Source organism: Pseudomonas sp. XK-1, from assembly GCF_038069885.1.
Taxonomy (GTDB): Bacteria; Pseudomonadota; Gammaproteobacteria; order Pseudomonadales; family Pseudomonadaceae; genus Aquipseudomonas.
In genome coordinates, this window is the sequence record NZ_JBBPES010000006.1 from 181,155 (window position 1) to 204,279 (window position 23,125).

Consider the following 23,125-nt stretch of genomic DNA (forward strand, 5'->3'; position numbering starts at 1 on the left):
GGAACCGTAGTGCGGTCGGTCCAGGCGGGGGCCAGTAAATGAAAAAACTAAACACAGGTAATTTGTTAGCGGGTGCGCGTAGCAGCACGTTGATTGCAGGGCTGTTTATTGTCCTGATCGTTTCGATCGTGTTGTTGTTTGCCAACTTCGCCTATATCAACACCCAGTCCAACTACGACACGGAATATATTGGTCACGCCGGTGAGCTGCGTGTTCTGTCCCAGCGTATTGCGAAAAACTCCACGGAAGCGGCGGCCGGTACGGCCGAGGCGTTCGCCTTGTTGCGTGATGCCCGTAACGACTTCCAGACCCGTTGGGGCTACCTGACCGACGGCAGCGAGGAAAGTGGCCTGCCACCGGCACCCGAATCCCTGCAGCCGCAGATGAACGCGGTGCAGAAGGACTGGGACACGCTGCGGCAGAACACTGACGCCATCCTGGCCAACGAACAGACCGTACTGTCGCTGCACCAGGTAGCCGCCACCCTGGCGGAAACCATTCCGCAGCTGCAGGTCGAGTATGAGGAAGTGGTCGACATCCTGCTGGAAAGCGGTGCGCCGGCGGCCCAGGTTTCGGTAGCCCAGCGCCAGTCGCTGCTGGCCGAACGTATCCTCGGTTCGGTGAACAAGGTACTGGCCGGTGACCAGGACTCGGTGCAAGCCGCCGACATGTTCGGTCGCGACGCCAGCCTGTTCGGTCGCGTACTCAACGCCATGCTCGAAGGCAACGCCGCCATGGAAATCAGCCAGGTGAGCGATGCCGAAGCCCTTGAGCGTCTGGCGGAGATTTCCGAACTGTTCGAGTTCGTTTCCGGTTCGGTGGACGAGATTCTCGAAACCTCGCCTGAACTGTTCCAGGTGCGCGAGTCGGCCAACGTCATCTTTACCGTGTCGCAGACGCTGCTGGACCAGGCCTCGGGACTGGCCTCCGGCTTCGATGACCTGGCCGCCGGTCGGGCGTTGAATACCCTGATCGGTTATGTGCTGGGTGCGCTGGCCCTGGGTTCGATCATCCTCATCGGTCTGGTGATGGTGCGGGAAACCAACCGCCGCCTGGGCGAGACCGCCGAGAAGAACGAACGTAACCAGACTGCGATTCTGCGTCTGCTCGATGAAATCGCCGACCTCGCCGACGGTGACCTGACGGTAGCCGCGACCGTAACCGAAGACTTTACCGGTGCCATCGCCGACTCCATCAACTACTCCATCGACCAGCTGCGCGACCTGGTAGCCACCATCAACCTGACCGCCGTTCAGGTAGCCGGTGCGGCCCAGGAAACCCAGGCCACGGCGATGCACCTGGCTGAGGCTTCCGAGCACCAGGCCCAGGAAATTGCCGGTGCTTCTGCGGCGATCAACGAAATGGCCGTGTCGATTGACCAGGTATCGGCGAACGCCTCGGAGTCCTCCGCGGTAGCGGAGCGTTCCGTAGCCATCGCCAACAAGGGCAACGAAGTGGTGCACAACACCATCACCGGCATGGATAACATCCGTGAGCAGATCCAGGACACCTCGAAGCGGATCAAGCGCCTCGGTGAGTCGTCCCAGGAGATCGGTGACATCGTTAGCCTGATTAACGACATTGCCGACCAGACCAACATCCTCGCCCTGAACGCCGCGATCCAGGCCTCCATGGCCGGTGACGCGGGTCGAGGCTTCGCCGTGGTAGCGGACGAAGTACAACGCCTCGCGGAACGTTCTTCTGCTGCAACCAAGCAGATTGAAGCGCTGGTTAAAACGATTCAGACCGACACCAACGAAGCCGTTATCTCCATGGAGCAGACGACTTCCGAAGTGGTACGCGGTGCCCGCCTGGCGCAGGACGCCGGGGTGGCACTGGAAGAGATCGAGAAGGTATCCAAGACCCTCGCGGCCCTGATCCAGAACATCTCCAACGCTGCCCGTCAGCAGGCTTCGTCGGCCGGCCATATTTCCAACACCATGAACGTGATCCAGGAGATCACCTCGCAGACCTCGTCCGGTACCACGGCTACCGCCAAGAGCATTGGTAACCTGGCCAAGATGGCCAGCGAGATGCGCAAGTCGGTGTCCGGCTTTACCCTGCCGGGCGGAGAACAGGCCTAAGCCGGCGCTGTGCCGCGGCCTGAAAGGGCCAAGGCACGCCGCCCATGGCCGTCAGCGAGGGGCACGACATGCAGTCAGGCGTCTGGGCCTTGCAACAGCTGGTAGACATGTCCGCCACGGAGTTTCGTGACTGGCAGCAGTTGCTCGAGGAGCGTACCGGAGTCGTGCTCAACGAGCGGCGGCGGGCGTTTCTGCAGACCAATCTGACCGCGCGGATGCGTGAGCTGGGCGTAAGCGATTACGCCAGCTACTACCGCCAGGTGACCGATGGTCCCCGCGGTGCGGTGGAATGGTCGACCCTGCTGGACCGCCTGACCGTGCAGGAAACCCGCTTCTTTCGTCATCGACCCTCGTTCGAGGTGCTTGAGCGCTATCTGGCCGAGCGTCTGCAGCAAGGGTTGGGCAAACCCTGGGAAATGTGGAGCGTGGGTTGCTCCAGCGGTGAAGAGCCCTATTCGATGGCGATCAGCGCCGCCGAGGTACTGCGCGACACCGATAAACCCGAACACTATGCGGTAACCGGTACCGATATCAGTCTTAACGCCCTGAGCAAGGCGCGCGATGGCCAATATGGCGCGCGACGGCTGGAACAAATGGATGCAGACCTGTGTCAGCGTTATTTCCTGGCCCAGGCGGACGGTCGTTTCAAAGTGGTAGCGAGTCTGGCAGCACGGGTATGTTGCGCCAGGCTCAATGTGCTGGAGTTGGCGAAAGCGCCGATGTCCGGCATGGACGTTATTTTTTGTCAGAACTTGTTGATCTATTTTCGTCGCTGGCGTCGCCGCGAGATCCTCAACCGCCTGGCCGAGCGCCTGGCACCGGGTGGTCTGCTGGTGGTGGGAGTAGGCGAGATAGCGGGTTGGCAGCATCCGGAGTTGATCCCGGTGGCCGACGAGCGAGTGCTGGCGTTTACCCGCAAGGGATAAGGCAGAGCCAAGTTTATGAGTGGAGTGGCTATGGGTGATCGGCACGATTATGTCGCCCTGGAATGGGTCAAGGGCGAGATCGCGGAAACCCTGAAACAGGCGCGACAGGCTCTGGAGGCGTTCGTCGAGAACCCCCAGGACGCCACGCGCATGCGTTTCTGCCAGACCTATGTGCATCAGGTGCTGGGCACCCTGCAGATGGTCGAGTTTTTCGGCGCGGCTCTGCTCGCCGAGGAAATGGAGCAGCTGACCCAGGCCCTGATCGACGGCCGGGTGACCAACCAGGGTGAAGCCCTGGAAGTGCTGATGCAGGCGATCCTGCAGCTGCCGGTCTACCTCGACCGCATCCAGACCGCGCGCCGCGACCTGCCGATGGTGGTGTTGCCGCTGCTCAACGACCTGCGCGCCGCCCGTGGCGAGAAACTGCTCTCGGAAACCAGCCTGTTCGCCCCGGATATGTCCGGGCGCACGCCGGCGCTGTCCAATGAATCGATCGACCAACTGCGTACCGCCGAGTTGCCGGTACTGCTGCGCAAACTGCGGCAGATGCTGCAGATGGCCCTGGTTGGGGTAATCCGCAACCAGGATCTGCCGACCAACCTGGGCTATATGGCGCGAGTCTTCGCCCGTCTGGAAAACCTCTGCAAGGACTCCCCGCTTGGCCCGCTGTGGCAGATCGCCTCCGGCCTGGTCGAGGGTCTGGCCAATGGCAGTGTGGCCAACGGCAGCTCGGTGCGCACCCTGCTGCGCCAGGTCGATAAAGAACTCAAGCGTCTGCTGGAGCAGGGGGCCGATGGCCTCAACCAGCCGGCTCCCGATGAGCTGAGCAAGAACCTGCTGTTCTATGTAGCCAAGTCGTCGGCTCTGTCGCCACGTGTGCGCGGCTTGAAGGACCAGTACCGTCTCGACGATGCCCTGCCTGACAACGATGTGGTCGACGAAGAGCGCGCCCGCCTGGCCGGTCCCGATCGCGATGCCATGCGTTCGGTGGTTGCCGCCCTGTGCGAGGAGCTGGTGCGGGTCAAGGACAGTCTCGACCTGTTTGTGCGCAGCGATCGCTCCAACGTCGCCGACCTCGACAGCCTGGCCGCGCCGCTCAAGCAGATCGCCGATACCCTGGCGGTGCTGGGCTTCGCTCAGCCGCGCAAGGTAATCGTTGATCAGCTGGACGTGGTCAACGGCCTGGCCAAGGGCCAGGGCGAGCCGAGCGATGCGGTATTGATGGATGTCGCCGGTGCTCTGTTGTATGTCGAGGCGACCCTGGCCGGCATGGTCGGCCCCGCTCAGGACGGCGGCCGCGAAGAGAGTCATCTGCCGACCACCGACGTGGCGCAGATTCACCAGCTGGTTATTAAAGAAGCGCGCAACGGCCTGGAGCAGGCCAAAGACGCGATCATCGAATTTATTGCCTCGCAGTGGAACCACGAACACCTGGCCCGCGTGCCCGAGCTGCTGACCCAGGTTCGCGGCGGTCTGGCGATGATCCCGCTGCAGCGCGCCGCCGATCTGCTCAATGCCTGTAACCGCTATATCCAGGAACAGCTGCTGGCGCGCAAGGCCGTGCCCAACTGGCAGAACCTCGATACCCTGGCCGATGCCATTACCAGCGTCGAGTACTACCTCGAGCGCCTGGCCGAGGACCATGCCACCCAGGGTGACCTGATTCTCGACGTGGCCGAGGAAAGCCTGGAAAGCCTCGGCTACCCCCTGAAGGAAAAGCCGTCGATCCTTGACCGGGTCGAGCCGCCAGTGGAGGGCTTTGCCCCCTTGGCCGACCCGCTCGCCGAGATGGAAGTTCTTGCGGATGAGCCCGAGCTGGTACCGGAATCCGAGCCCGAGCCCGAGCTGATCTCGTTCGAAGAACTGTCGCTCGAATCGCCGCAGGAGTTGGACGAGGGTTTGAGCCTTGAGCTTGAAGACGACTTCAACCCGGCCTTTGCCGAACTGGAGTCGAGCGCCACCGCCGAGGAGCCGGCGGCTCCTGAAGTCGAGCTGGAACTGCTCGACTTCAGCACCACGGTAGAGCCCGAGGCGCTGCCGCTGCTGGAACTGCAGGATGAGCCTGGCCAGCCGGTCAGCACCGACGAGCTGCAGCTGGAGGCCCTGGAGTTCGACCTTGCGGACAACCCGGCCGAGTGGGACGAAGCTGAGCTGGCCAGCCTGGAACTGCCCGAAGTGGACCTGCCGAGCGCACCGCTTGAGGTCGAGGCGTTGCCGGCCGAGGCCGAGCCAGCCCTGTCGATGGCCGATGTAATGGCCGCGCCGGTGCAGGCGATCAATCCGCCCGCCCACGATGTGCCGCCGAGCCTGCTGCCGCCCCCGGCCGATGAAGAGCCTGTCGACGAAGAGTTGATGGAGGTCTTTATCGAGGAAGTCGGCGAGGTGCTGGAAACCATCGCCGAGTACTTCCCGCAGTGGTGCGCCGATAGCGAGAACAAGGAAGCCCTGGCGGAAATCCGCCGTGCGTTCCACACCCTCAAGGGCAGCGGCCGTATGGTTCGGGCGCTGGTGATCGGCGAGCTGGGCTGGTCGATCGAGAACCTGCTCAACCGCGTGCTCGATCGCAGCATCAAACCGGGTGCCGAGGTGCAGCAGGTGATCGCCGATGTGGTGGCCCTGATGCCGGCCCTGGTCGATGAGTTCGCCAACAAGGCCCAGCGTCAGCGCGACGATGTCGACCTGTTGGCCGCTACCGCCCATGCCCTGGCCAAGGGGCAGAACCTCCCAAAAACTGACGCCCCGGTTGCGCAGGTAGCCGAGCCCGAGGGCGACGTCGTAGCTGCCGAAATCGTAGATGCCGAGGTGCAAGGGCACGATAGTGAGCCCCTCGACGGCGAGCCCCTCAATGGTGAGCCTCTCGACCCACAATTGCTGGAGATCTTCCGCAATGAAGCGGAGATGCACCTCGACACCCTGGTGAGCTTCCTTGCCGATTGCGCCCAGGAACTGCCGCAGCCGGTGACCGATGACCTGCAGCGCGCCCTGCATACCCTCAAGGGCAGCGCGTCCATGGCCGGAATCGTGCCGGTGGCGGAAATCGCCTCGCCGCTGGAAAAGCTGGTCAAGGAATTCAAAAGCAACCTGCTGCCCATGGATCTGGCCGAAGCCGAGCTGCTCAGCAGCGCGGAAAAACTCTTCCGCCAGGGCCTGGAACAGCTGGAAAGCCGGCCCCTGGCGGTATTGCCAGGAGCGGCAGCGTTTCTCGAACGTGTGCAGAGGCTACACGACGAACGTCTGGAGAATGCGACTGCCAACCGCCAGGGCGAGCAGGGTGAAAAGCGCGATCCGCAAATGATCAGCATCTTCCTCGCCGAAGGCATGGATATCCTGCTGGATGCCGAGGATCTGCTGCGCAAGTGGCGCGAGCACCCGTCCGAGCGACAGGAACTCAGCGCTCTGCTGGACGAGCTGACGACCCTGGGGCGCGGCGCGGAAATGGCCGAGCTGCCGCAGATCGATGAGCTCTGCGAAGCCCTGCTCGACCTATACAGTGCGGTGGAAGAGGGCCGTCTGGCGGTAAGCGAACGCTTCTTCAATGTGGCCGAACAGGCCCATGAAGTCCTGATCGGCATGATGGATCAGGTTGCCGCCGGCCTGCAGGTCAGTGCCCAGCCCGAAGCCGTAGCTGCTGTGCGCGGCCTTATCGATGAGGCGCTGGACCCACGCACCCTGGCGCTGCTGTCCAGCGATGGTGCGGGGATCGAGATTGTTGAACTGGATGCGGCCACCGCCGCCCTGGAGCTGGCCGAGCCTGCCGATGTCGGTTTCGACGCCGAACTTGAGCTTGAGCCGCAGCCGACGGAAAGCGAGCCGGCCTTGGCGGAGACGCACGCTGCCGATAGCGAATCGGTGCCGCCGCTGGCGAGCGAGGGCAATGTCTATGCAGGCCTGGACGAGGACATGGTGTCGATCTTCCTCGAAGAGGCGGTCGATATCCTCGAGAGTGCCGGCCAGGCCCTGGAACGCTGGCTGGTCGAGCCGGACAACAAGGCTGCGCTGTCCTCCCTGCAACGGGATCTGCATACCCTCAAGGGTGGCGCGCGGATGGCCGAGATCCGCCCGATTGGCGATCTCGCCCACGAACTGGAATCCCTTTACGAAGGCCTGGTGGATCGCCGCTACAGCTTTTCCACTGAGCTGGGCAGCTTGTTGCAGCAGAGCCACGATTGCCTGGCGCGCCTGCTTGAGCAGTTGCAGAGCCGGGCCCCGATGCAGCAACCGCTGGAGCTGATCGAGAGCATTCGTGCCTTTCGTCAGCGCGGCGGGCAAAGCTTGCCGGTTATTCCGGCGGCCGCTGAAACTGATTTCGAAGCCGAAGCCGAAGCCGAAGCCGAAGCCGAAGCCGAAGCCGAAGCCGAAGCCGAAGCCGAAGCCGAAGCCGAAGCCGAAGCCGAAGCCGAAGCCGAAGCCGAGCCGGACGATAGGCAGGCGGACACGGATGGCGAGCTGCCCCTGGTAGATTTTGACGCGCCGCTCGACGAGTCTGCGCTGCTGGAAGATCTGCAGCTGGAGCCCGAAGCGGAGCTGGCTGACACTCTTGCCGAAGCCGAAGCCGAAGCCGAAGCCGAAGCCGAAGCCGAAGCCGAAGCCGAAGCCGTACCCGAACCGGTCGATCCGCCTGCGCCCCTTGCCGCCGCGCCGGTGGCTCCGGTGGATGAGCGCGATCCCGAACTGGTGGAAATCTTCCTTGAGGAAGGTTTCGACATTATCGACAGTGCCGGCGCGGCCTTGCTTCGCTGGATGGACGACACCGATAACAGCCTGGAGCTGGAATCCCTGCAGCGCGACCTGCACACCCTCAAGGGTGGTGCGCGGATGGCCGAGATCCGCGAGATCGGCGACCTGGCCCATGAGCTGGAGTTTCTCTACGAAGGCCTGGGCGATGGCCGGCTGCGCGCCAGCGCGGATCTGTTCAGCCTGCTGCAGAGCTGCCATGACAGCCTGGCGGAAATGCTCGAAGCGGTGCGCGACCAGCGTCCAGTGGCCGATGGTCAGGCGCTGATTGCCACCATCAAGCGCTTTCGGGCCAACCCCGATGAGCAGCTGAGCATACCGTCGGCGGTGCAGCTCAAGGCGGCTGAAGCCGCCCAGGATGACGACACCGAGTCGGATATCCTCGATATCTTCCTGGAAGAAGGCGATGACCTGCTGGAGGCCATGGAGGTCGCCATTGGCCGCTGGGAGGCCGACCGCGACAACGGGGCCTCCATCGACGACCTGCTGCGCATTCTCCATACCCTCAAGGGCGGTGCCCGGCTGGCCGGGCAGAAACGCCTGGGCGACCTGACCCACAATCTCGAACAGCATTTGACCGAGGCGCAGCAGCACGGCGCGCCCTGGCCGCAGAGCTTGTTCGTCGACCTGCAGTCCGGTTTCGAGGGTCTGCAGCTGGAGCTCGATGGCCTGCGCCAGCGCCTGAGCGACAGTCTCGCTGCCGATACGGCTAGTCCCGAGCCGGCGGCCAGCAGTGCGCCAGCGGCAGTACAGCGGGCTCCGGCGCTAAGTTCGCCAATTGTCGCGGCCAGCAGCATGCCGGCCCAGGAACTGGTGGCCAAGGTGCTACCGTTCGTCCGCCGCGCCGAAGAAGCCGCCCAGGAGGCCGCCTCGCGGCGCGCGCCGCAGGAGCTGGTCAAGGTGCCGGCCGAACTGCTCGAAGGCCTGGTCAACCTGGCCGGCGAGACGTCGATCTTCCGCGGCCGGGTCGAGCAACAGGTCAGCGACTTCGGTTTCACCCTGAGCGAGATGGAAGCCACCATCGACCGCGTGCGCGATCAATTGCGCCGCCTCGATACCGAAACCCAGGCGCAGATCCTCAGCCGTATTCAGGCCGAGGCCGAACGCGTCGGTTATGAAGATTTCGATCCCCTGGAAATGGACCGTCACTCGCAGTTGCAGCAGCTCTCGCGCGCACTGTTCGAGTCGGCGTCCGACTTGCTCGACCTGAAGGAAACCCTGGCCGCGCGTAACCGCGATGCGGAAACCCTGTTGCTGCAGCAGGCACGGGTCAACTCCGAACTGCAGGAAGGCCTGATGCGTACCCGCATGGTGCCTTTCGACCGGCTGGTGCCGCGTCTGCGTCGTATCGTCCGGCAGATTTCCGGCGAGCTGGGCAAGCAGGTGGAATTCGTCGTCGGCAACGCCGAAGGCGAAATGGACCGTACCGTACTGGAGCGTATCGTCGCGCCGCTGGAGCATATGCTGCGCAACGCCGTCGACCACGGTATCGAGAGCGGCGAGGCACGTCGTGCCGCCGGCAAGCCGGAGCAGGGCACCATTCGCCTGAACCTCGGCCGTGAGGGCGGTGATATCGTCCTCACCCTGTCAGACGATGGCGGCGGTATTCGTCTCGAAGCGGTCAAGCGCAAGGCCATCGAGCGCGGCCTGATGGACACCGACTCCGACCTCAGCGACTACGAGATTCTGCAGTTTATTCTCGAGGCCGGTTTCTCCACCGCCGAGAAGGTCACGCAGATCTCCGGCCGTGGTGTTGGCATGGACGTGGTGCACTCCGAGGTCAAGCAGCTCGGCGGTTCGATGAGCATCGAATCGCTGCCCGGCAGCGGCACCACCTTCACCATTCGCCTGCCGTTTACCGTATCGGTCAACCGCGCGCTGATGGTGCTGTCCGGCGAAGACCTCTACGCCATTCCGCTAAACACCATCGAAGGTATCGTGCGGGTCTCCCCGTACGAACTGGAAGCCTACTACGCCCCCGACGCGCCGCGTTTCGAGTACGCCGGGCAGGCCTACGAGCTACGTTACCTGGGCGACCTGCTGAACAACGGTCAGCAACCCAAACTGGTTGGTCAAAGCCTGCCGCTGCCGGTGATCCTGGTGCGTTCCAAGGAGCACGCTGTAGCCGTGCAGGTCGACTCCCTGGCCGGTTCGCGGGAAATCGTGGTGAAGAGCCTCGGTCCGCAGTTTGCCGGGGTGCACGGCATTTCCGGTGCGACCATCCTCGGTGACGGTCGCGTGGTGGTGATTCTCGACCTGCTGGCGACCATCCGCGTGCTGCACGCGCATCTGCTCAACCAGCTGCAACCGCGTCTGCTCAAGCAGTCGGCCACCGCTGCCGAGATCGAGGCGGACCGTCCGACCCTGGTGATGGTGGTGGACGACTCGGTCACCGTGCGCAAGGTCACCAGCCGTCTGCTCGAACGCAACGGGATGAACGTGATGACCGCCAAGGATGGTGTGGATGCCATCTCCCAGCTGCAGGAGCGGCGTCCCGACATCATGCTGCTGGACATCGAAATGCCGCGCATGGACGGCTTCGAGGTGGCGACCCTGGTGCGCCACGACGAGGGCCTGAAGGATCTGCCGATCATCATGATCACCTCGCGTACCGGTGAAAAACACCGCGAGCGGGCCATGGGCATCGGCGTCAACGAGTATCTCGGCAAACCTTATCAAGAGTCCTTGCTGCTTGAAACCATTCAGCAACTGGTGGGCCGCCACCCGGTAAACCGTCCATGACTGAGAAAACTGCAGCACGTATTGCGGTCATCGCCGACACCTCCCTGCAGCGCCATGTACTGCAGCAGGCCTTGACCGGCAGCGGCTATCAGGTGGTGATGAACAGCGACCCAGCGCGTCTGGACGAAGGCATGCTGGGGGCCTGCGAGACCGACCTGTGGCTGGTGGACCTGGCCCAGTCGGACGACCTGCCGCTGGTCGACAGCCTGATGGAGAGCGCCTCGGCCCCGGTGTTGTTTGGCGAAGGCCATGCCCCCGAGCGCCATTCGGAGAATTACCCGCGCTGGGAGCGGCGTCTGTTCGGCAAGCTGAAGAAGCTGGTCGGCGACCCCTCCGCGGCGGTCGGCCCCAGCCTCGAAGCCCTGCTGGCCGAAGCCCAGCGGCCGTCGCGCCTGGACCTGCCGGCGGCCCTGGCCGATACCCCACTGGTGGCCGGCGAACCGGCCCGTCAGGTGTGGTTGCTGGCGGCATCCATGGGTGGCCCGGCGGCGGTGAAAGCCTTCCTCGATGCCTTGCCGGGCGGTTTGCCGGTGGGCTTCGTCTATGCCCAGCATATCGACGCCAGCTTCGAAACGGCCCTGCCGCAGGCGGTTGGCCGGCACAGCCAGTGGCATGTCAATCCGGCCCGGCATGGCGATGCAGTGCGCTGCGGCGAAGTGGTGGTGGTGCCGATCAGTCATGAACTGGGTTTCAGCGATGACGGCCAGATGCAGATATCCGGGCGTGGCTGGCCGGAACCCTACAGCCCGTCCATCGACCAGATGATGCTCAACCTGGCCCAGCATTTTGGCGCGCTCAGCGGCGTAATCGTCTTTAGTGGTATGGGCAGTGACGGCAGTGCCGCCGCCGCCTATGTGCGCCGCCAGGGTGGCTTGATCTGGACCCAGCGCAGCGACAGTTGCGCCTGCCCGAGCATGCCTGACAGCCTGCGCGAAGCTGGCTACAGCAGCCTCAGCGGTGATCCGCGTGAGCTGGCTGAAGCCCTGGTCAATCACCTGGCCGAGCAGTGCCGTTAATCCGGGGCAGTGCCCTGTACAGGATATTTTTATGAGCCAAGCCGTAGTCAGCGAAAATAGCGTCAGCAGCCTGACCGGGCTGCTGATGCCGTTGGCCGATCGTATTCTGCTGCTGCCCAACGTGGCGGTTGCCGAACTGATTCCCTACCGTGCGCCGCAGGTCAGCGAAGGCATGCCGGACTGGTTTCTCGGCCAGATCGCCTGGCGCGACCTGCGCTTGCCCCTGCTGTCCTTTGAGGCGGCCTCGGGTGGCCAGGCGCAGATTGGCGCAGGAGCCCGGGTCGCGGTGATCAACGCCCTGGGCGGGCGGCCGGCGGTGAAGTTTATTGCCCTGCTGGTGCAGGGTATTCCACGTTCGATCAAATTCGGCCCCGAACTGGCCCGTGCCAGTGTGCCGCTGGCACCGCTGGAACTGGATGCGGTCAGCCTGGGCGACGCGGTGCTGAAAGTGCCTGACCTGATTGGTCTCGAGCAGAAGCTGGCGGACGCTGGCCTGATCTAACCCTCTTAGGGTGACACGGGGCCGCCTAGGCACCGGCAAGTCGCCGGCTGCGAACGATCAGGCACGCTCGGCACCTACCTTAAAAATCCCCCCACAGCTGCTGCGCCACGCTGAGTGCCACCACCGGCGCGGTTTCGGTGCGCAGCACCCGTGGGCCCAGGCGGGCGGCGTGAAAGCCGCGGGCCATGGCCTGTTGCACTTCGTCCTCGCTGAGACCGCCCTCGGGGCCGATCAGCATGGCCAGGGAGGCGGGCTGCGGGTGGCTGGCCCAAGGCTCGGCCACCGGATGCAGCACCAGCTTGAGGTCGGCCTCGACCTGTTCGAGCCATTGCTCAAGGGTGATCGGCGGGTTGATCTGCGGCAGTGACGAGCGGCCGCATTGCTCACAGGCGCTGATCGCGATCTGTCGCCAGTGGGCCATGCGCTTGTCGGCGCGTTCGTCCTTGAGGCGCACCTCGCAGCGGGCGCTGACAATCGGGCTGATCTGGCTGGCCCCCAGTTCCGTGGCTTTCTGGATCGCCCAGTCCATGCGCTCGCCGCGGGACAGGCCCTGGCCCAGGTGAATGCTCAGGGGCGACTCGGCCATGCCGGCCAGGGTCTCGCGCAATTCGACCCGCACGTTCTTCTTGCCCACCTCGATCAGCTCGCCCAGGTACTCCTGGCCGCTGCCGTCGAACAGTTGCACCGCATCGCCGACGGCATGCCGCAGCACGCGGCCGATATAGTGGGCCTGGGCCTCCGGCAACTCATGCTGGCCGAGGGACAGGGGGGCATCGATAAAGAAGCGGGATAGGCGCATGGGAGGCAAACCTGGAGCAAAGGCGCAAATTCTAGCTGTAGGGTGCGTTGTGCGCACCGATATCTGTAGGGGGGATGACGTTTTCCCCCGACGGAATATCGCGATTGTGGATGGGTGAAGCGTCAGCTACGCGCCCCGATCCACCCTACATCAGCCCGGGTCGCGAAAACCCGGGTACTGGGTATTACCCTGAGTCACGCTGACCGAGGTGCGGGTGGCGATATCGATGCCTTCGCTGGCCACTTCGGCGAGAAAGTCGATCTGTTCGAGGCTGATCACATAAGGTGGCAACAGATACACCACGCTACCCAGGGGGCGCAGCAGGGCACCGCGTTGCAGGGCATGCTGGTAGACCTTGAGGCCACGGCGCTCCTGCCAGGGATAGGCGGTCTTGCTTGCCTTGTCCTGGACCATCTCGATAGCCAGGGCCATACCGGTCTGCCGAACCTCAGCGACATGGGGGTGGTCGGCCAGATGCGCGGTGGCGCTGGCCATTCGCGCGGACAAGGCCTTGTTGGCCTCGATCACATCGTCCTGCTCGAAGATATCCAGGGTCGCCAGGGCCGCAGCGCAGGCCAGCGGATTGCCGGTGTAGCTGTGCGAGTGGAGAAAGGCGCGCAGGGTGTTGTAGTCGTCGTAGAACGCCTGGTACACCTCGTCGGTGGTCAGGCAGGCGGCCAGCGGCAGATAGCCGCCGGTCAGGGCCTTGGACAGGCAGAGGAAATCCGGACGGATGCCGGCCTGCTCGCAGGCGAACATCGTCCCGGTGCGGCCGAAGCCGACGGCGATCTCGTCGTGGATCAGATGCGCGCCATAGCGATCGCAGGCCTCGCGCAGCAGCCTGAGATAGACCGGGTGGTACATGCGCATGCCGCCGGCACCCTGGATCAGCGGTTCGACTATTACCGCCGCGACTTCATGGCCGTGCTCGGCCAGGGTCTGTTCCATGGCAGCGAACATATTGCGCGAATGTTCTTCCCAGCTTATGCCGTCGGGGCGGAAATAGCAGTCCGGGCTGGGCACCTTGATAGTGTCCAGCAGCAGCGCCTTGTAGGTGTCGGTGAACAGGCCGACATCGCCCACCGACATGGCCGCGATGGTTTCGCCGTGGTAACTGTTGGTCAGGGTGACGAAGCGCTTCTTCGCCGGCTTGCCGACGTTGAGCCAGTAGTGAAAGCTCATCTTCAGCGCGACTTCGATGCAGGACGAGCCGTTGTCGGCGTAGAACACCCGGTCCAGACCCGCCGGGGTCAGCTTGACCAGGCGTTCGGACAGCTCGATCACCGGTTGATGGCTGAAGCCGGCGAGGATCACGTGTTCAAGCTGGTCGACCTGATCCTTGATGCGCTGGTTGATCCGCGGGTTGGCGTGGCCGAACACGTTGACCCACCAGGAGCTGACCGCGTCGAGGTAGCGTTTGCCGTCGAAGTCCTCCAGCCATACCCCTTCGCCGCGCTTGATCGGCACCAGGGGCAATTGCTCGTGGTCCTTCATTTGCGTACAGGGGTGCCAGAGCACCTTCAGGTCACGCTGCATCCACTGGTCGTTCAGGCTCATCGCTCTAGTCATCCCCCGGTTCTCGATCGTCAGCGCCAAGCCTATCAGATGCCCCCAGGCCCATGTACGCCACAGGTGATCGGCTCGCGGGCGCGGAGAAACCGTTTATCCGCTCCGGCAGGCCTGGCCTGAACTTCCTGCGGGTCGGGTGCACTAATTTCGTCGGGATAAAATCAAGGCCACAAACATCGTATTTCCCGATATTTCAAAGTGAAAATTTCCGCTTTTAATCGATAGTTTTGTTGCTAATCTTGCCCGACTTCTGCTCGACCCCTCTCATTTCACGGACAGTTCTTGATGCAATGGCGTAATTCCCCTTCTCGCTACGGTCTGGTCAGCATCCTGATGCACTGGCTGGTGGCGCTGGCCGTATTCGGCCTGTTCGGCCTGGGTTACTGGATGGTGGGGCTGGACTACTACAGCAGCTGGTACAAGACCGCGCCGGATCTGCACAAGAGCATTGGCCTGGTGTTGTTAGCCTTGATGCTGGTGCGCCTGCTGTGGCGCTGGCTGAGCCCGCCACCTCCGGCTTTACCGGATCACGGGCGGATGACTCGCCTGGCCAGCAAGCTGGGCCATGGCTTTCTGTACCTGGGCCTGCTGCTGCTGATGCTGTCCGGCTACCTGATATCCACCGCCGATGGCCGCGCCATCGAGGTGTTCGGCCTGTTCTCGGTGCCGGCCACCCTGACCGCTATCCCGAATCAGGAGGATGTGGCCGGGCTGGTGCACGAGTACCTGGCCTGGGCCCTGGTGATCTTTGCCGGCATCCATGCCCTGGCGGCTCTGAAACACCACTTTATCGACCGTGACCGCACCCTGGTGCGCATGTTCGGCCGCTGACCCGGCCCCGCTTCAGCTCGTGTGGAATGGTCCACGCGGGCACCTGTACAACCTCACAAGGAGTATGCCCATGTTGAAGAACACCCTCGCGGCCCTGGCCCTCGGTACCGCACTGATCGGCGCAGGCCAGGCCATGGCGGCCGACTACGCCATCGACAAGCAAGGCCAGCACGCCTTCGTCAATTTCAAGATCAGCCACCTGGGCTACAGCTGGCTGTACGGCACCTTCAAGGACTTCGACGGCAGCTTCAGCTTTGACGAGAAGAACCCGGAAGCGAGCAAGGTCAGCGTGACCCTGAACACCGCCAGCGTCGACACCAACCATGCCGAGCGCGACAAGCATATCCGTAGCGATGATTTCCTCAGCGTCGGCAAGCACCCGACTGCGACCTTCGAGTCGACCGCAGTCAAGAGCACCGGTGAAGGCGCAGCCGATATTACCGGCAACCTGACCCTCAATGGCGTGACCAAGCCGGTGGTGATCGCGGCCAAGTTTATCGGCCAGGGCACCGACCCATGGGGCGGCTACCGTGCCGGTTTCGAAGGCAGCACCACCCTGCAGCTGAAGGACTTCGGCATCACCAAGGACCTCGGCCCGGCTTCGGAAAGCGTCGAGCTGATCATCTCGGTTGAAGGTGTACGCCAGTAGGATGGGTTAGCTGCGCAGCGGCGTAACCCATCGCCGCTGCAGATGCTGCACCCACAAAAACGCCGCCCATTGGGCGGCGTTTTTGTGTGCGGCTAGCTGACTATGACTCTTCGCGGTTACGCGTCAGCAGGGCCGGCTTCTCGCCCCGCGGACGGGCACTCGCCAGTTCGTCGAGTTGCTCCGGGGTGGGCAAACGATCCAGGCGCGAGCCCTTGTGCACGATCACCGGTTGCTTGTCCCGCGGGCTCTTCACCGCCGCTTCCTGGCGCGGCAGTTCGTCGCGATTCAGCGAGGTGGTGCGAGTGTCACGCGGCGGCCGCGCACGGCCGGAGCCATTACGCCCCTGACCGCCTTGGCCGCCAGACCCAGCGCCCTGACGACGGCCTTGGCCGCCGGCAGCGCCGGCACCTGCACCATTGCTGCGTGGAGGCTTGGCTGGGCGTGCGCCCTGGCCGACACCATTGCTGGCGCTCGGGCCGCTGGCCACTGCAGGCGCACCGGGCCGACGGCCACGGTTCTGCTGCTTGTTCTGGTGCGGGCTTACATAGTCGACACGGTTGCCGAAATTATCGATTTCATCGTCGCGGAACTCGTCCGGCGCGCGGTCCGGAGGTAACGCGGGTACTGCGGGCGCGGCGGCGCGAGCCGAACCGCGTGGCTGTTGGCTGCGGCCGCCCTGGGGTTTGGCGGCGCGGCTGCTGTGTTCCTTGCCGCTGTCCTTGCCCTTGTCCTTGCGCCCGCCGCCGTGGCGTTCGCCGTCCGGCTTGGCCCCGCGGGGTTGCCGCGGCTTCTGCGGCTCGCGCACTTCCGGGCGCTCGGCCTCGACGGTGCTGGCATCGAAGCCAAGCAGGTCGCCGTCACCGATCTTCTGCTTGGTCATCCGCTCGATGCCCTTGAGCAGCTTCTCTTCATCCGGTGCAACCAGGGAGATCGCTTCGCCGCTACGGCCCGCACGGCCGGTACGGCCGATACGGTGTACGTAGTCTTCTTCGATATTCGGCAGTTCGAAGTTGACCACATGGGGCAGCTGGTCGATATCCAGGCCGCGGGCGGCGATATCGGTGGCGACCAGGATGCGCATCTTGCCGGCCTTGAAGTCGGCCAGGGCTTTGGTGCGGGCGTTCTGGCTCTTGTTGCCGTGGATCGCCACGGCCGGCAGGCTGTGCTTGTCGAGGTATTCGGCCAGACGGTTGGCACCGTGCTTGGTACGGGTGAACACCAGCACCTGTTCCCAGGCCCCGGCGGTGATCAGGTGGGCGAGCAGGGCGCGCTTGTGGCTGGCCTGGATGCGGAATACCCGTTGCTCGATGCGCTCGACCGTGGTGTTCGGCGGCGTCACTTCGATGCGCTCGGGGTTGTGCAGCAGCTTGCCGGCCAGGTCAGTGATGTCCTTGGAGAAGGTCGCCGAGAACAGCAGGTTCTGGCGCTTAGCCGGCAGCTTGGCGAGGACCTTCTTGACGTCATGCACGAAGCCCATGTCGAGCATGCGGTCGGCTTCGTCCAGGACCAGGATTTCAACGTGGGACAGATCCACGGCGCGCTGCCCGACCAGGTCGAGCAAGCGGCCCGGGCAGGCCACCAGGACGTCGACGCCCTTGGCCATGGCCTGCACCTGGGGGTTCATGCCGACACCGCCGAAGATGCAGGTGCTGACGAATTTCAGGTCGCGGGCATACAGCTTGAAGCTCTCATGCACCTGGGCGGCCAGTTCGCGGGTTGGAGTCAATACCAGCACGCGGGGCTGTTTCGGGCCGTGACGCTGCTCGCGATCCGGATGGCCGTTGGGGAACAGCCGCTCGAGGATCGGCAGGGCGAAACCGCCTGTCTTACCTGTACCCGTCTGGGCAGCAACCATCAGGTCACGGCCTTGCAACACGGCGGGGATAGCCCGCTGTTGCACCGGAGTGGGTTGGGTGTAGCCGGCGGATTCGACCGCACGGACTAATGCCTCGGAGAGACCGAGGGAGGCAAAGGACATGTGTAATCCTGTCTAGTGAGGGCGTCGCCCTATGGGGTGTATTGCCTGGCTTGAATCACGCTTGGGGGGCGCAATCCCGTCCGGTACTGCTGGCCTCTGGGGGCTAGCATCCGGGCGCAAGCCTGGCGGGAAGGCCCGAGTATAACAGAGCCGTCCGTCTGTGCGAGTTTCCGCCTGCTCGGCGGTCGCGGGCCGGCCTGAAGCCTGTTGGCCGGTCCGCGCGGGTCGTTGCTCAGCCAGCGACCCGGTAGCAGGGCATATAGGCACTGTTGCCGGGCAGCTTCATGCGGTGCTGGTCGACGAAGGCCTGCAGCAGCTGACCCAGGGGCTGGAGAATCTCGGAATCGCCGGTGATCTCGTAGGGGCCGTGCTTTTCAATGCGACGGATGCCCTGATCCTTGACGTTGCCCGCAACAATGCCGGAGAACGCCCGGCGCAGCTGGGCCGCCAGCTCATGCACCGGCTGCTGGCGGGTCAGTTTGAGGCTGGCCATATTCTCGTGGGTCGGCTCGAAGGGGTGCTGGAAGCTCTCGTCGATCTTCAGCAGCCAGTTGAAGTGGAAGGCGTCGTTGTGCTCGCGGCGGAACTGGGTGACTGCCTTGATGCCTGCGGCCATCTCCCGTGCTACCTGGCTGGGGTCGTTGAGAATGATCTTGCAGCGCTGCTGGGCCTGCTCGCCCAAAGTGGCCCCGACAAAGTCGTGCAGCTGCTGGAGGTAGGGCGCGGCGCTTTTCGGGCCGGTCAGCAGCAGCGGGAAGGGGATGTGCTGGTTGTCCGGGTGCATCAGAATGCCGAGGAAATACAGCAGCTCCTCGGCCGTGCCAGCACCGCCGGGGAAGATGATGATGCCGTGGCCGACACGGACGAAGGCCTCCAGGCGCTTCTCGATATCCGGCAGGATCACCAGTTCGTTGACGATCGGGTTGGGCGCTTCGGCGGCAATGATGCCCGGCTCGGTCAAGCCCAGGTAACGCCCGCCGGTATTACGCTGCTTGGCATGGGAGATGGTCGCACCCTTCATCGGCCCCTTCATCACTCCGGGGCCGCAGCCGGTGCAGATATCCAGGCCGCGCAGGCCCAGTTCATGGCCGACCACCTTGGTGTATTTGTACTCTTCGGTGCTGATCGAGTGGCCGCCCCAGCACACCACCATCTTCGGCTCGACACCGGCGCGCAGGGTGCGGGCGTTGCGCAGCAGATGGAAAACGTAGTCGGTGATGCCCTGGGAACTGCTGAAATCCACGCGCTGGTTTTCCAGCTCGCTCTGGGTGTAGACGATATCGCGCAGGGCGCTGAACAGCATCTCGCGGGTGCTGGCGATCATCTCGCCATCGACGAAGGCGTCGGCCGGCGCGTTGAACAGCTCCAGGCGGATGCCGCGATCCTGCTGCAGGATGCGGATCTCGAAGTCCGGGTAGGCTTCCAGAATGGTCTTGGCGTTATCGCTGTGCGAACCGGTGTTGAGGATGGCCAGGGCACACTGGCGAAACAGTGCATAGACGCTGCCGGAGCCGGTCTCGCGCAGCTGCTGCACTTCGCGCTGGGAGAGGGTTTCCAGGCTGCCCTTGGGGGTCACGGTGGCGTTGGTGGTTTTACGTGTGGCCATTGCGGCGCTCCATGGTTGTGTTGCCAGCCATACATGGCTAAGCGCTTGAGCAAATTATCGACGTGGCGCGTTCGCTTGGTGTCTGTCGAGTTCAGGCGGGCGTAGCAAAAATGCCAGGGGCTGAGAGGGTTATATCAAGCAAATGAGGCCAGCAGTCGGCCGATGTAAGCAGTTTGAGTGGAGACCGGTCAATCGCCACGATCTGGCACAGAGGAATGCTGTCAGCGAAAAAGCGCTCCCGGATTGCAATCGGGCTACCAGAGCGGGGCGCTTGCGCCTTGCTCTGCCGTTGTAGCCCGGATGCAGTCAGGGGCGTCCAGCGCAAGCATCCACCAATAAGCGTTGTTGCTTAGCGTGGCAGCTTGAGGTTGTTCCAGATCGCCAGGCTCGGCTCTACCAGGTTCATGCTGTAGAAGTGCAGCCCCGGTGCACCGCCCTGCAGCAGGCGTTCGCACATCTCGCTGACCACTTGCTCGCCGTAGGCGCGGATGCTGTCGCTGTCGTCGCCATAGGCTTCCAGCTGCTTGCGCACCCAGCGTGGGATCTCGGCACCACAGGCATCGGAGAAACGTGCCAGCTTGCTGTAGTTGGTGATCGGCATGATGCCTGGCACCACCGGGATATCCACGCCCAGCTTGCGCACGCGCTCGACGAAGTAGAAGTAGCTGTCGGCGTTGAAGAAGTACTGGGTGATGGCGCTGCTGGCACCGGCCTTGGCCTTGCGTACGAAGTTGGCGATATCGTCCTCGAAGTTGCGCGCCTGCGGATGCATCTCCGGGTAGGCGGCGATTTCGATATGGAAGTGGTCGCCAGTCTCTTCGCGGATAAAGCTGACCAGCTCGTTGGCGTAGCGCAGTTCGCCGCTGGCCATGCCCATGCCGGACGGCAGATCGCCACGCAGCGCGACGATGCGGTTGATCCCGGCGTTCTGGTACAGGTTGAGCAGCTCGCGCAGCTCGGCCTTGGAATCGCCAACGCAGGACAGGTGCGGCGCAGTGCTCACACCGATATCGTTATTCAGCTGCAACACGGTGTTCAGGGTGCGATCACGGGTGGAGCCGCCGGCACCGTAGGTGCAGGAAAAGAAGTCCGGCTTGTAGGTCGCCAGCTGGCGCGCCACATTCATCAGTTTTTCGTGCCCGGCTTCGGTCTTGGTGGGGAAGAATTCGAAGCTGTAACGGCGTTCTTGGCTCATAAAGCGTTTCCAGGTGTGTAGGGTGGGTTAGCGACGCTGGCCGCTGCGGCAATGTGCACAACGGTCATTGCGCGGCGCGTAACCCACCGAGCGGTAGCCGGGCCGACGGTAAACGTCTGTCGGCATCGATGGTGGGTTACGCCGCTGCGCGGCTAACCCACCCTACGGTCTGTGCTTAGTAGCGGTAAGCGTGCGGCTTGAACGGGCCTTCGACGGTCACACCGATGTAGTCGGCCTGGGTCTTGGTCAGCTGGGTGACGACGCCGCCGAAGCCTTTGACCATTTCCAGGGCCACTTCTTCGTCGAGCTTCTTCGGCAGCACTTCCACGGTCAGGCGCTCGGCTTTCTGCGCGGCAGGCAGGTCAGCGTACTTCTGGCCGAACAGGAAGATCTGCGCCAGCACCTGGTTGGCGAACGAACCGTCCATGATCCGGCTTGGGTGGCCAGTGGCGTTGCCCAGGTTAACCAGGCGGCCTTCGGCCAGCAGGATCAGGTAGTCATCGTTGTGCGGATCGAAGCTGCCGGCACCGGTGCGGTGGATCTTGTGCACCTGTGGCTTCACTTCTTCCCACGCCCAGTTCTTGCGCATGAAAGCGGTGTCGATTTCGTTGTCGAAGTGACCGATGTTGCACACCACGGCGCGCTTTTTCAGGGCCTTGAGCATGTTGGCGTCGCAGACGTTGACGTTACCGGTAGTGGTGACGATCAGGTCGATCTTGCCCAGCAGCTGGGTGTCGATGCTGGCGGTGGTGCCGTCGTTGATACCGTCCTTGAACGGCGAAACCACTTCGTAGCCGTCCATGCAGGCCTGCATGGCGCAGATTGGGTCAACTTCGGTCACGCGTACGATCATGCCTTCCTGACGCAGCGACTGCGCCGAGCCCTTGCCCACGTCGCCGTAGCCGATAACCAGCGCTTGCTTGCCGGACAGCAGGTGGTCGGTGCCGCGCTTGATGGCGTCGCTCAGGCTGTGACGGCAGCCGTACTTGTTGTCGTTCTTGCTCTTGGTCACCGAGTCGTTGACGTTGATCGCCGGGATCTTCAGTTCGCCCTTGGCCAGCATGTCCAGCAGGCGGTGTACACCGGTGGTGGTTTCTTCGGTGACGCCGTGGATGCGCTCGAGCATCTGCGGGTATTTCTTGTGCAGGATCTCGGTCAGGTCGCCGCCGTCGTCGAGGATCATGTTGGCGTCCCACGGCTTACCGTCCTTGAGGATGGTCTGCTCAATGCACCACTCGTACTCTTCTTCGGTCTCGCCCTTCCAGGCGAATACCGGGATACCGGCGGCAGCGATGGCAGCAGCGGCCTGATCCTGGGTCGAGAAGATGTTGCACGACGACCAGCGCACTTCGGCACCCAGGGCGGTCAGGGTTTCGATCAGCACGGCGGTCTGGATGGTCATGTGGATGCAGCCGATGATCTTCGCGCCCTTGAGCGGCTGCTCGCCGGCGTATTTGCGGCGCAGACCCATCAGGGCTGGCATTTCGGATTCGGCAATGATGGTTTCGCGACGGCCCCAGGCAGCCAGGGAAATGTCGGCGACTTTGAAGTCGGTGAAATCGGCAGGCGTCAGTACAGCGCTCATAAATGAGTTCTCCATTCGTTTGTGTCGAATGGGCGCCGTTGATGCGTATGGTTAACGCCCCATCCGAGCCTGACAAAACTCCGGTCTTCAGAGTTTGCTGCAGCGCCCCTCGGACAGGTGGCGGGAGCGACCGGGCGGTGCCGGTCGAGTGAAACGGGGGTGATTATAGCCGTGCTGGCGCTTAAGCCAAAGGCTTTCCGTCGCCCCATGCGGGCGCTGGTGGTAGCCTTGCGGCATCGCCCCGTCACGGACCCGCCATGGCCAATCACAAAATCGAGATTCGCCGACGCAATGTCGAGAAAATCCTCCTGTCCGCCGAGAAGGTGTTCGCCGAGAAGGGTTATGGCGGCACGTCCATGGGCGATATCGCCGAAGAAGTCGAGTTGCCGCGCTCCAACCTGCACTACTACTTCAACACCAAGGACGACCTCTACCGTGCGGTATTGCTCGACCTGCTCGAGGTGTGGAAGCAGGACGCCCTGTGTTTCGAGATGTACGACGATCCGCGAGTGGTGCTCAGCACCTATATCCGCGCCAAGATGAACCATTCGCGCAGCCGTCCGCACGGCTCCAAGGTCTGGGCCGACGAGATCATCCATGGTGCGCCGATGCTCGGCGCAAGCCTCGACGATAGCCTCTACAGCTGGGCCAAGATGAAGGAGGCGAAGATCCGCCAGTGGATCGAGGACAAACGTATCCTCGCCGTCGAGCCATCCGCCTTGCTGTATATGATCTGGGCCTCGACTCAGCACTACGCCGATTTCAGCCATCAGGTGGCGATTCTCAATGATCACCAGGCGCTGTCCGAACTGCAGTTCGAGCGGGCGGTGCAGACGGTGACCAGTGTGATATTGCGTGGGATTGGGTTGGAGCCCTGAAAGCCTGATCGCGGGCAAGCCCGCTCCTACA

The 23,125-nt window shown here is 63.4% G+C and carries 14 protein-coding genes and 1 riboswitch; of the genes, 8 read left to right on the forward strand and 6 right to left on the reverse strand.

The genetic code is table 11. From position 1 onward, the window contains the following. The first annotated feature begins 38 nt into the window (after positions 1–38). From WMW70_RS16995 to WMW70_RS17015, 5 genes are all read left to right on the forward strand, one after another. Complete coding sequence (locus WMW70_RS16995) at positions 39–2,084, forward strand: methyl-accepting chemotaxis protein (protein ID WP_341438642.1); 2,046 nt, start codon at positions 39–41, stop codon at positions 2,082–2,084. Between the two features lie 68 nt (positions 2,085–2,152). Beyond that, entirely contained in the window at positions 2,153–3,010 is an 858-nt protein-coding gene (locus tag WMW70_RS17000) for a protein-glutamate O-methyltransferase (protein ID WP_341438802.1), read from the forward strand. A gap of 30 nt (positions 3,011–3,040) precedes the next feature. Then, on the forward strand, positions 3,041–10,486 hold the full coding sequence (locus tag WMW70_RS17005) for an Hpt domain-containing protein (protein ID WP_341438643.1): 7,446 nt from the start codon (positions 3,041–3,043) through the stop codon (positions 10,484–10,486). Continuing rightward, positions 10,483–11,502 carry a chemotaxis protein CheB gene (locus WMW70_RS17010; protein WP_341438644.1) on the forward strand — a complete coding sequence of 340 codons (1,020 nt, stop codon included), beginning with the start codon at positions 10,483–10,485 and terminating at the stop codon, positions 11,500–11,502. Before WMW70_RS17005 ends, WMW70_RS17010 begins: the two co-directional genes overlap by 4 nt. 31 nt (positions 11,503–11,533) lie before the next feature. Then, positions 11,534–12,004 carry a chemotaxis protein CheW gene (locus tag WMW70_RS17015; RefSeq protein ID WP_341438645.1) on the forward strand — a complete coding sequence of 157 codons (471 nt, stop codon included), beginning with the start codon at positions 11,534–11,536 and terminating at the stop codon, positions 12,002–12,004. A gap of 79 nt (positions 12,005–12,083) precedes the next feature. Here WMW70_RS17015 and WMW70_RS17020 read toward each other — a convergent pair whose 3' ends face one another. Continuing rightward, on the reverse strand, positions 12,084–12,803 hold the full coding sequence (locus tag WMW70_RS17020) for a 16S rRNA (uracil(1498)-N(3))-methyltransferase (RefSeq protein WP_341438646.1): 720 nt from the start codon (positions 12,801–12,803) through the stop codon (positions 12,084–12,086). A gap of 150 nt (positions 12,804–12,953) precedes the next feature. Beyond that, positions 12,954–14,360: an adenosylmethionine--8-amino-7-oxononanoate transaminase gene (locus WMW70_RS17025; protein ID WP_341438647.1), complete on the reverse strand. Its 1,407-nt coding sequence runs from the start codon at positions 14,358–14,360 to the stop codon at positions 12,954–12,956. Positions 14,361–14,657: 297 nt separating this feature from the next. Between WMW70_RS17025 and WMW70_RS17030 the strand changes: the two genes are divergently transcribed. Both WMW70_RS17030 and WMW70_RS17035 read left to right on the forward strand, forming a co-directional pair. Then, positions 14,658–15,203 carry a cytochrome b gene (locus tag WMW70_RS17030; protein ID WP_341438648.1) on the forward strand — a complete coding sequence of 182 codons (546 nt, stop codon included), beginning with the start codon at positions 14,658–14,660 and terminating at the stop codon, positions 15,201–15,203. A gap of 70 nt (positions 15,204–15,273) precedes the next feature. Beyond that, positions 15,274–15,852, forward strand: coding sequence for a YceI family protein (locus WMW70_RS17035; RefSeq protein WP_341438649.1), 579 nt, complete (start codon positions 15,274–15,276; stop codon positions 15,850–15,852). A gap of 100 nt (positions 15,853–15,952) precedes the next feature. Here the strand turns inward: WMW70_RS17035 and WMW70_RS17040 are convergent, their stop codons facing one another. The 4 genes from WMW70_RS17040 to ahcY form a co-directional block, all read right to left on the reverse strand. Next, positions 15,953–17,830, reverse strand: coding sequence for a DEAD/DEAH box helicase (locus WMW70_RS17040; protein WP_341438650.1), 1,878 nt, complete (start codon positions 17,828–17,830; stop codon positions 15,953–15,955). Between the two features lie 232 nt (positions 17,831–18,062). Then, on the reverse strand, positions 18,063–19,436 hold the full coding sequence (ppnN, locus tag WMW70_RS17045; protein WP_341438651.1) for a nucleotide 5'-monophosphate nucleosidase PpnN: 1,374 nt from the start codon (positions 19,434–19,436) through the stop codon (positions 18,063–18,065). Positions 19,437–19,785: 349 nt separating this feature from the next. Then, positions 19,786–20,631: a methylenetetrahydrofolate reductase [NAD(P)H] gene (gene metF, locus WMW70_RS17050; RefSeq protein WP_341438652.1), complete on the reverse strand. Its 846-nt coding sequence runs from the start codon at positions 20,629–20,631 to the stop codon at positions 19,786–19,788. A 175-nt stretch (positions 20,632–20,806) separates the two neighbouring features. Further along, complete coding sequence (gene ahcY / locus WMW70_RS17055) at positions 20,807–22,216, reverse strand: adenosylhomocysteinase (RefSeq protein ID WP_341438653.1); 1,410 nt, start codon at positions 22,214–22,216, stop codon at positions 20,807–20,809. A gap of 23 nt (positions 22,217–22,239) precedes the next feature. Then, positions 22,240–22,333: riboswitch (S-adenosyl-L-homocysteine riboswitch) on the reverse strand. Between the two features lie 140 nt (positions 22,334–22,473). Here ahcY and WMW70_RS17060 point away from each other — a divergent pair. Beyond that, a complete protein-coding gene (locus WMW70_RS17060; RefSeq protein WP_341438654.1) occupies positions 22,474–23,094 on the forward strand; it encodes a TetR/AcrR family transcriptional regulator in 621 nt (206 codons plus the stop codon). The last annotated feature ends 31 nt before the right edge of the window (positions 23,095–23,125 follow it).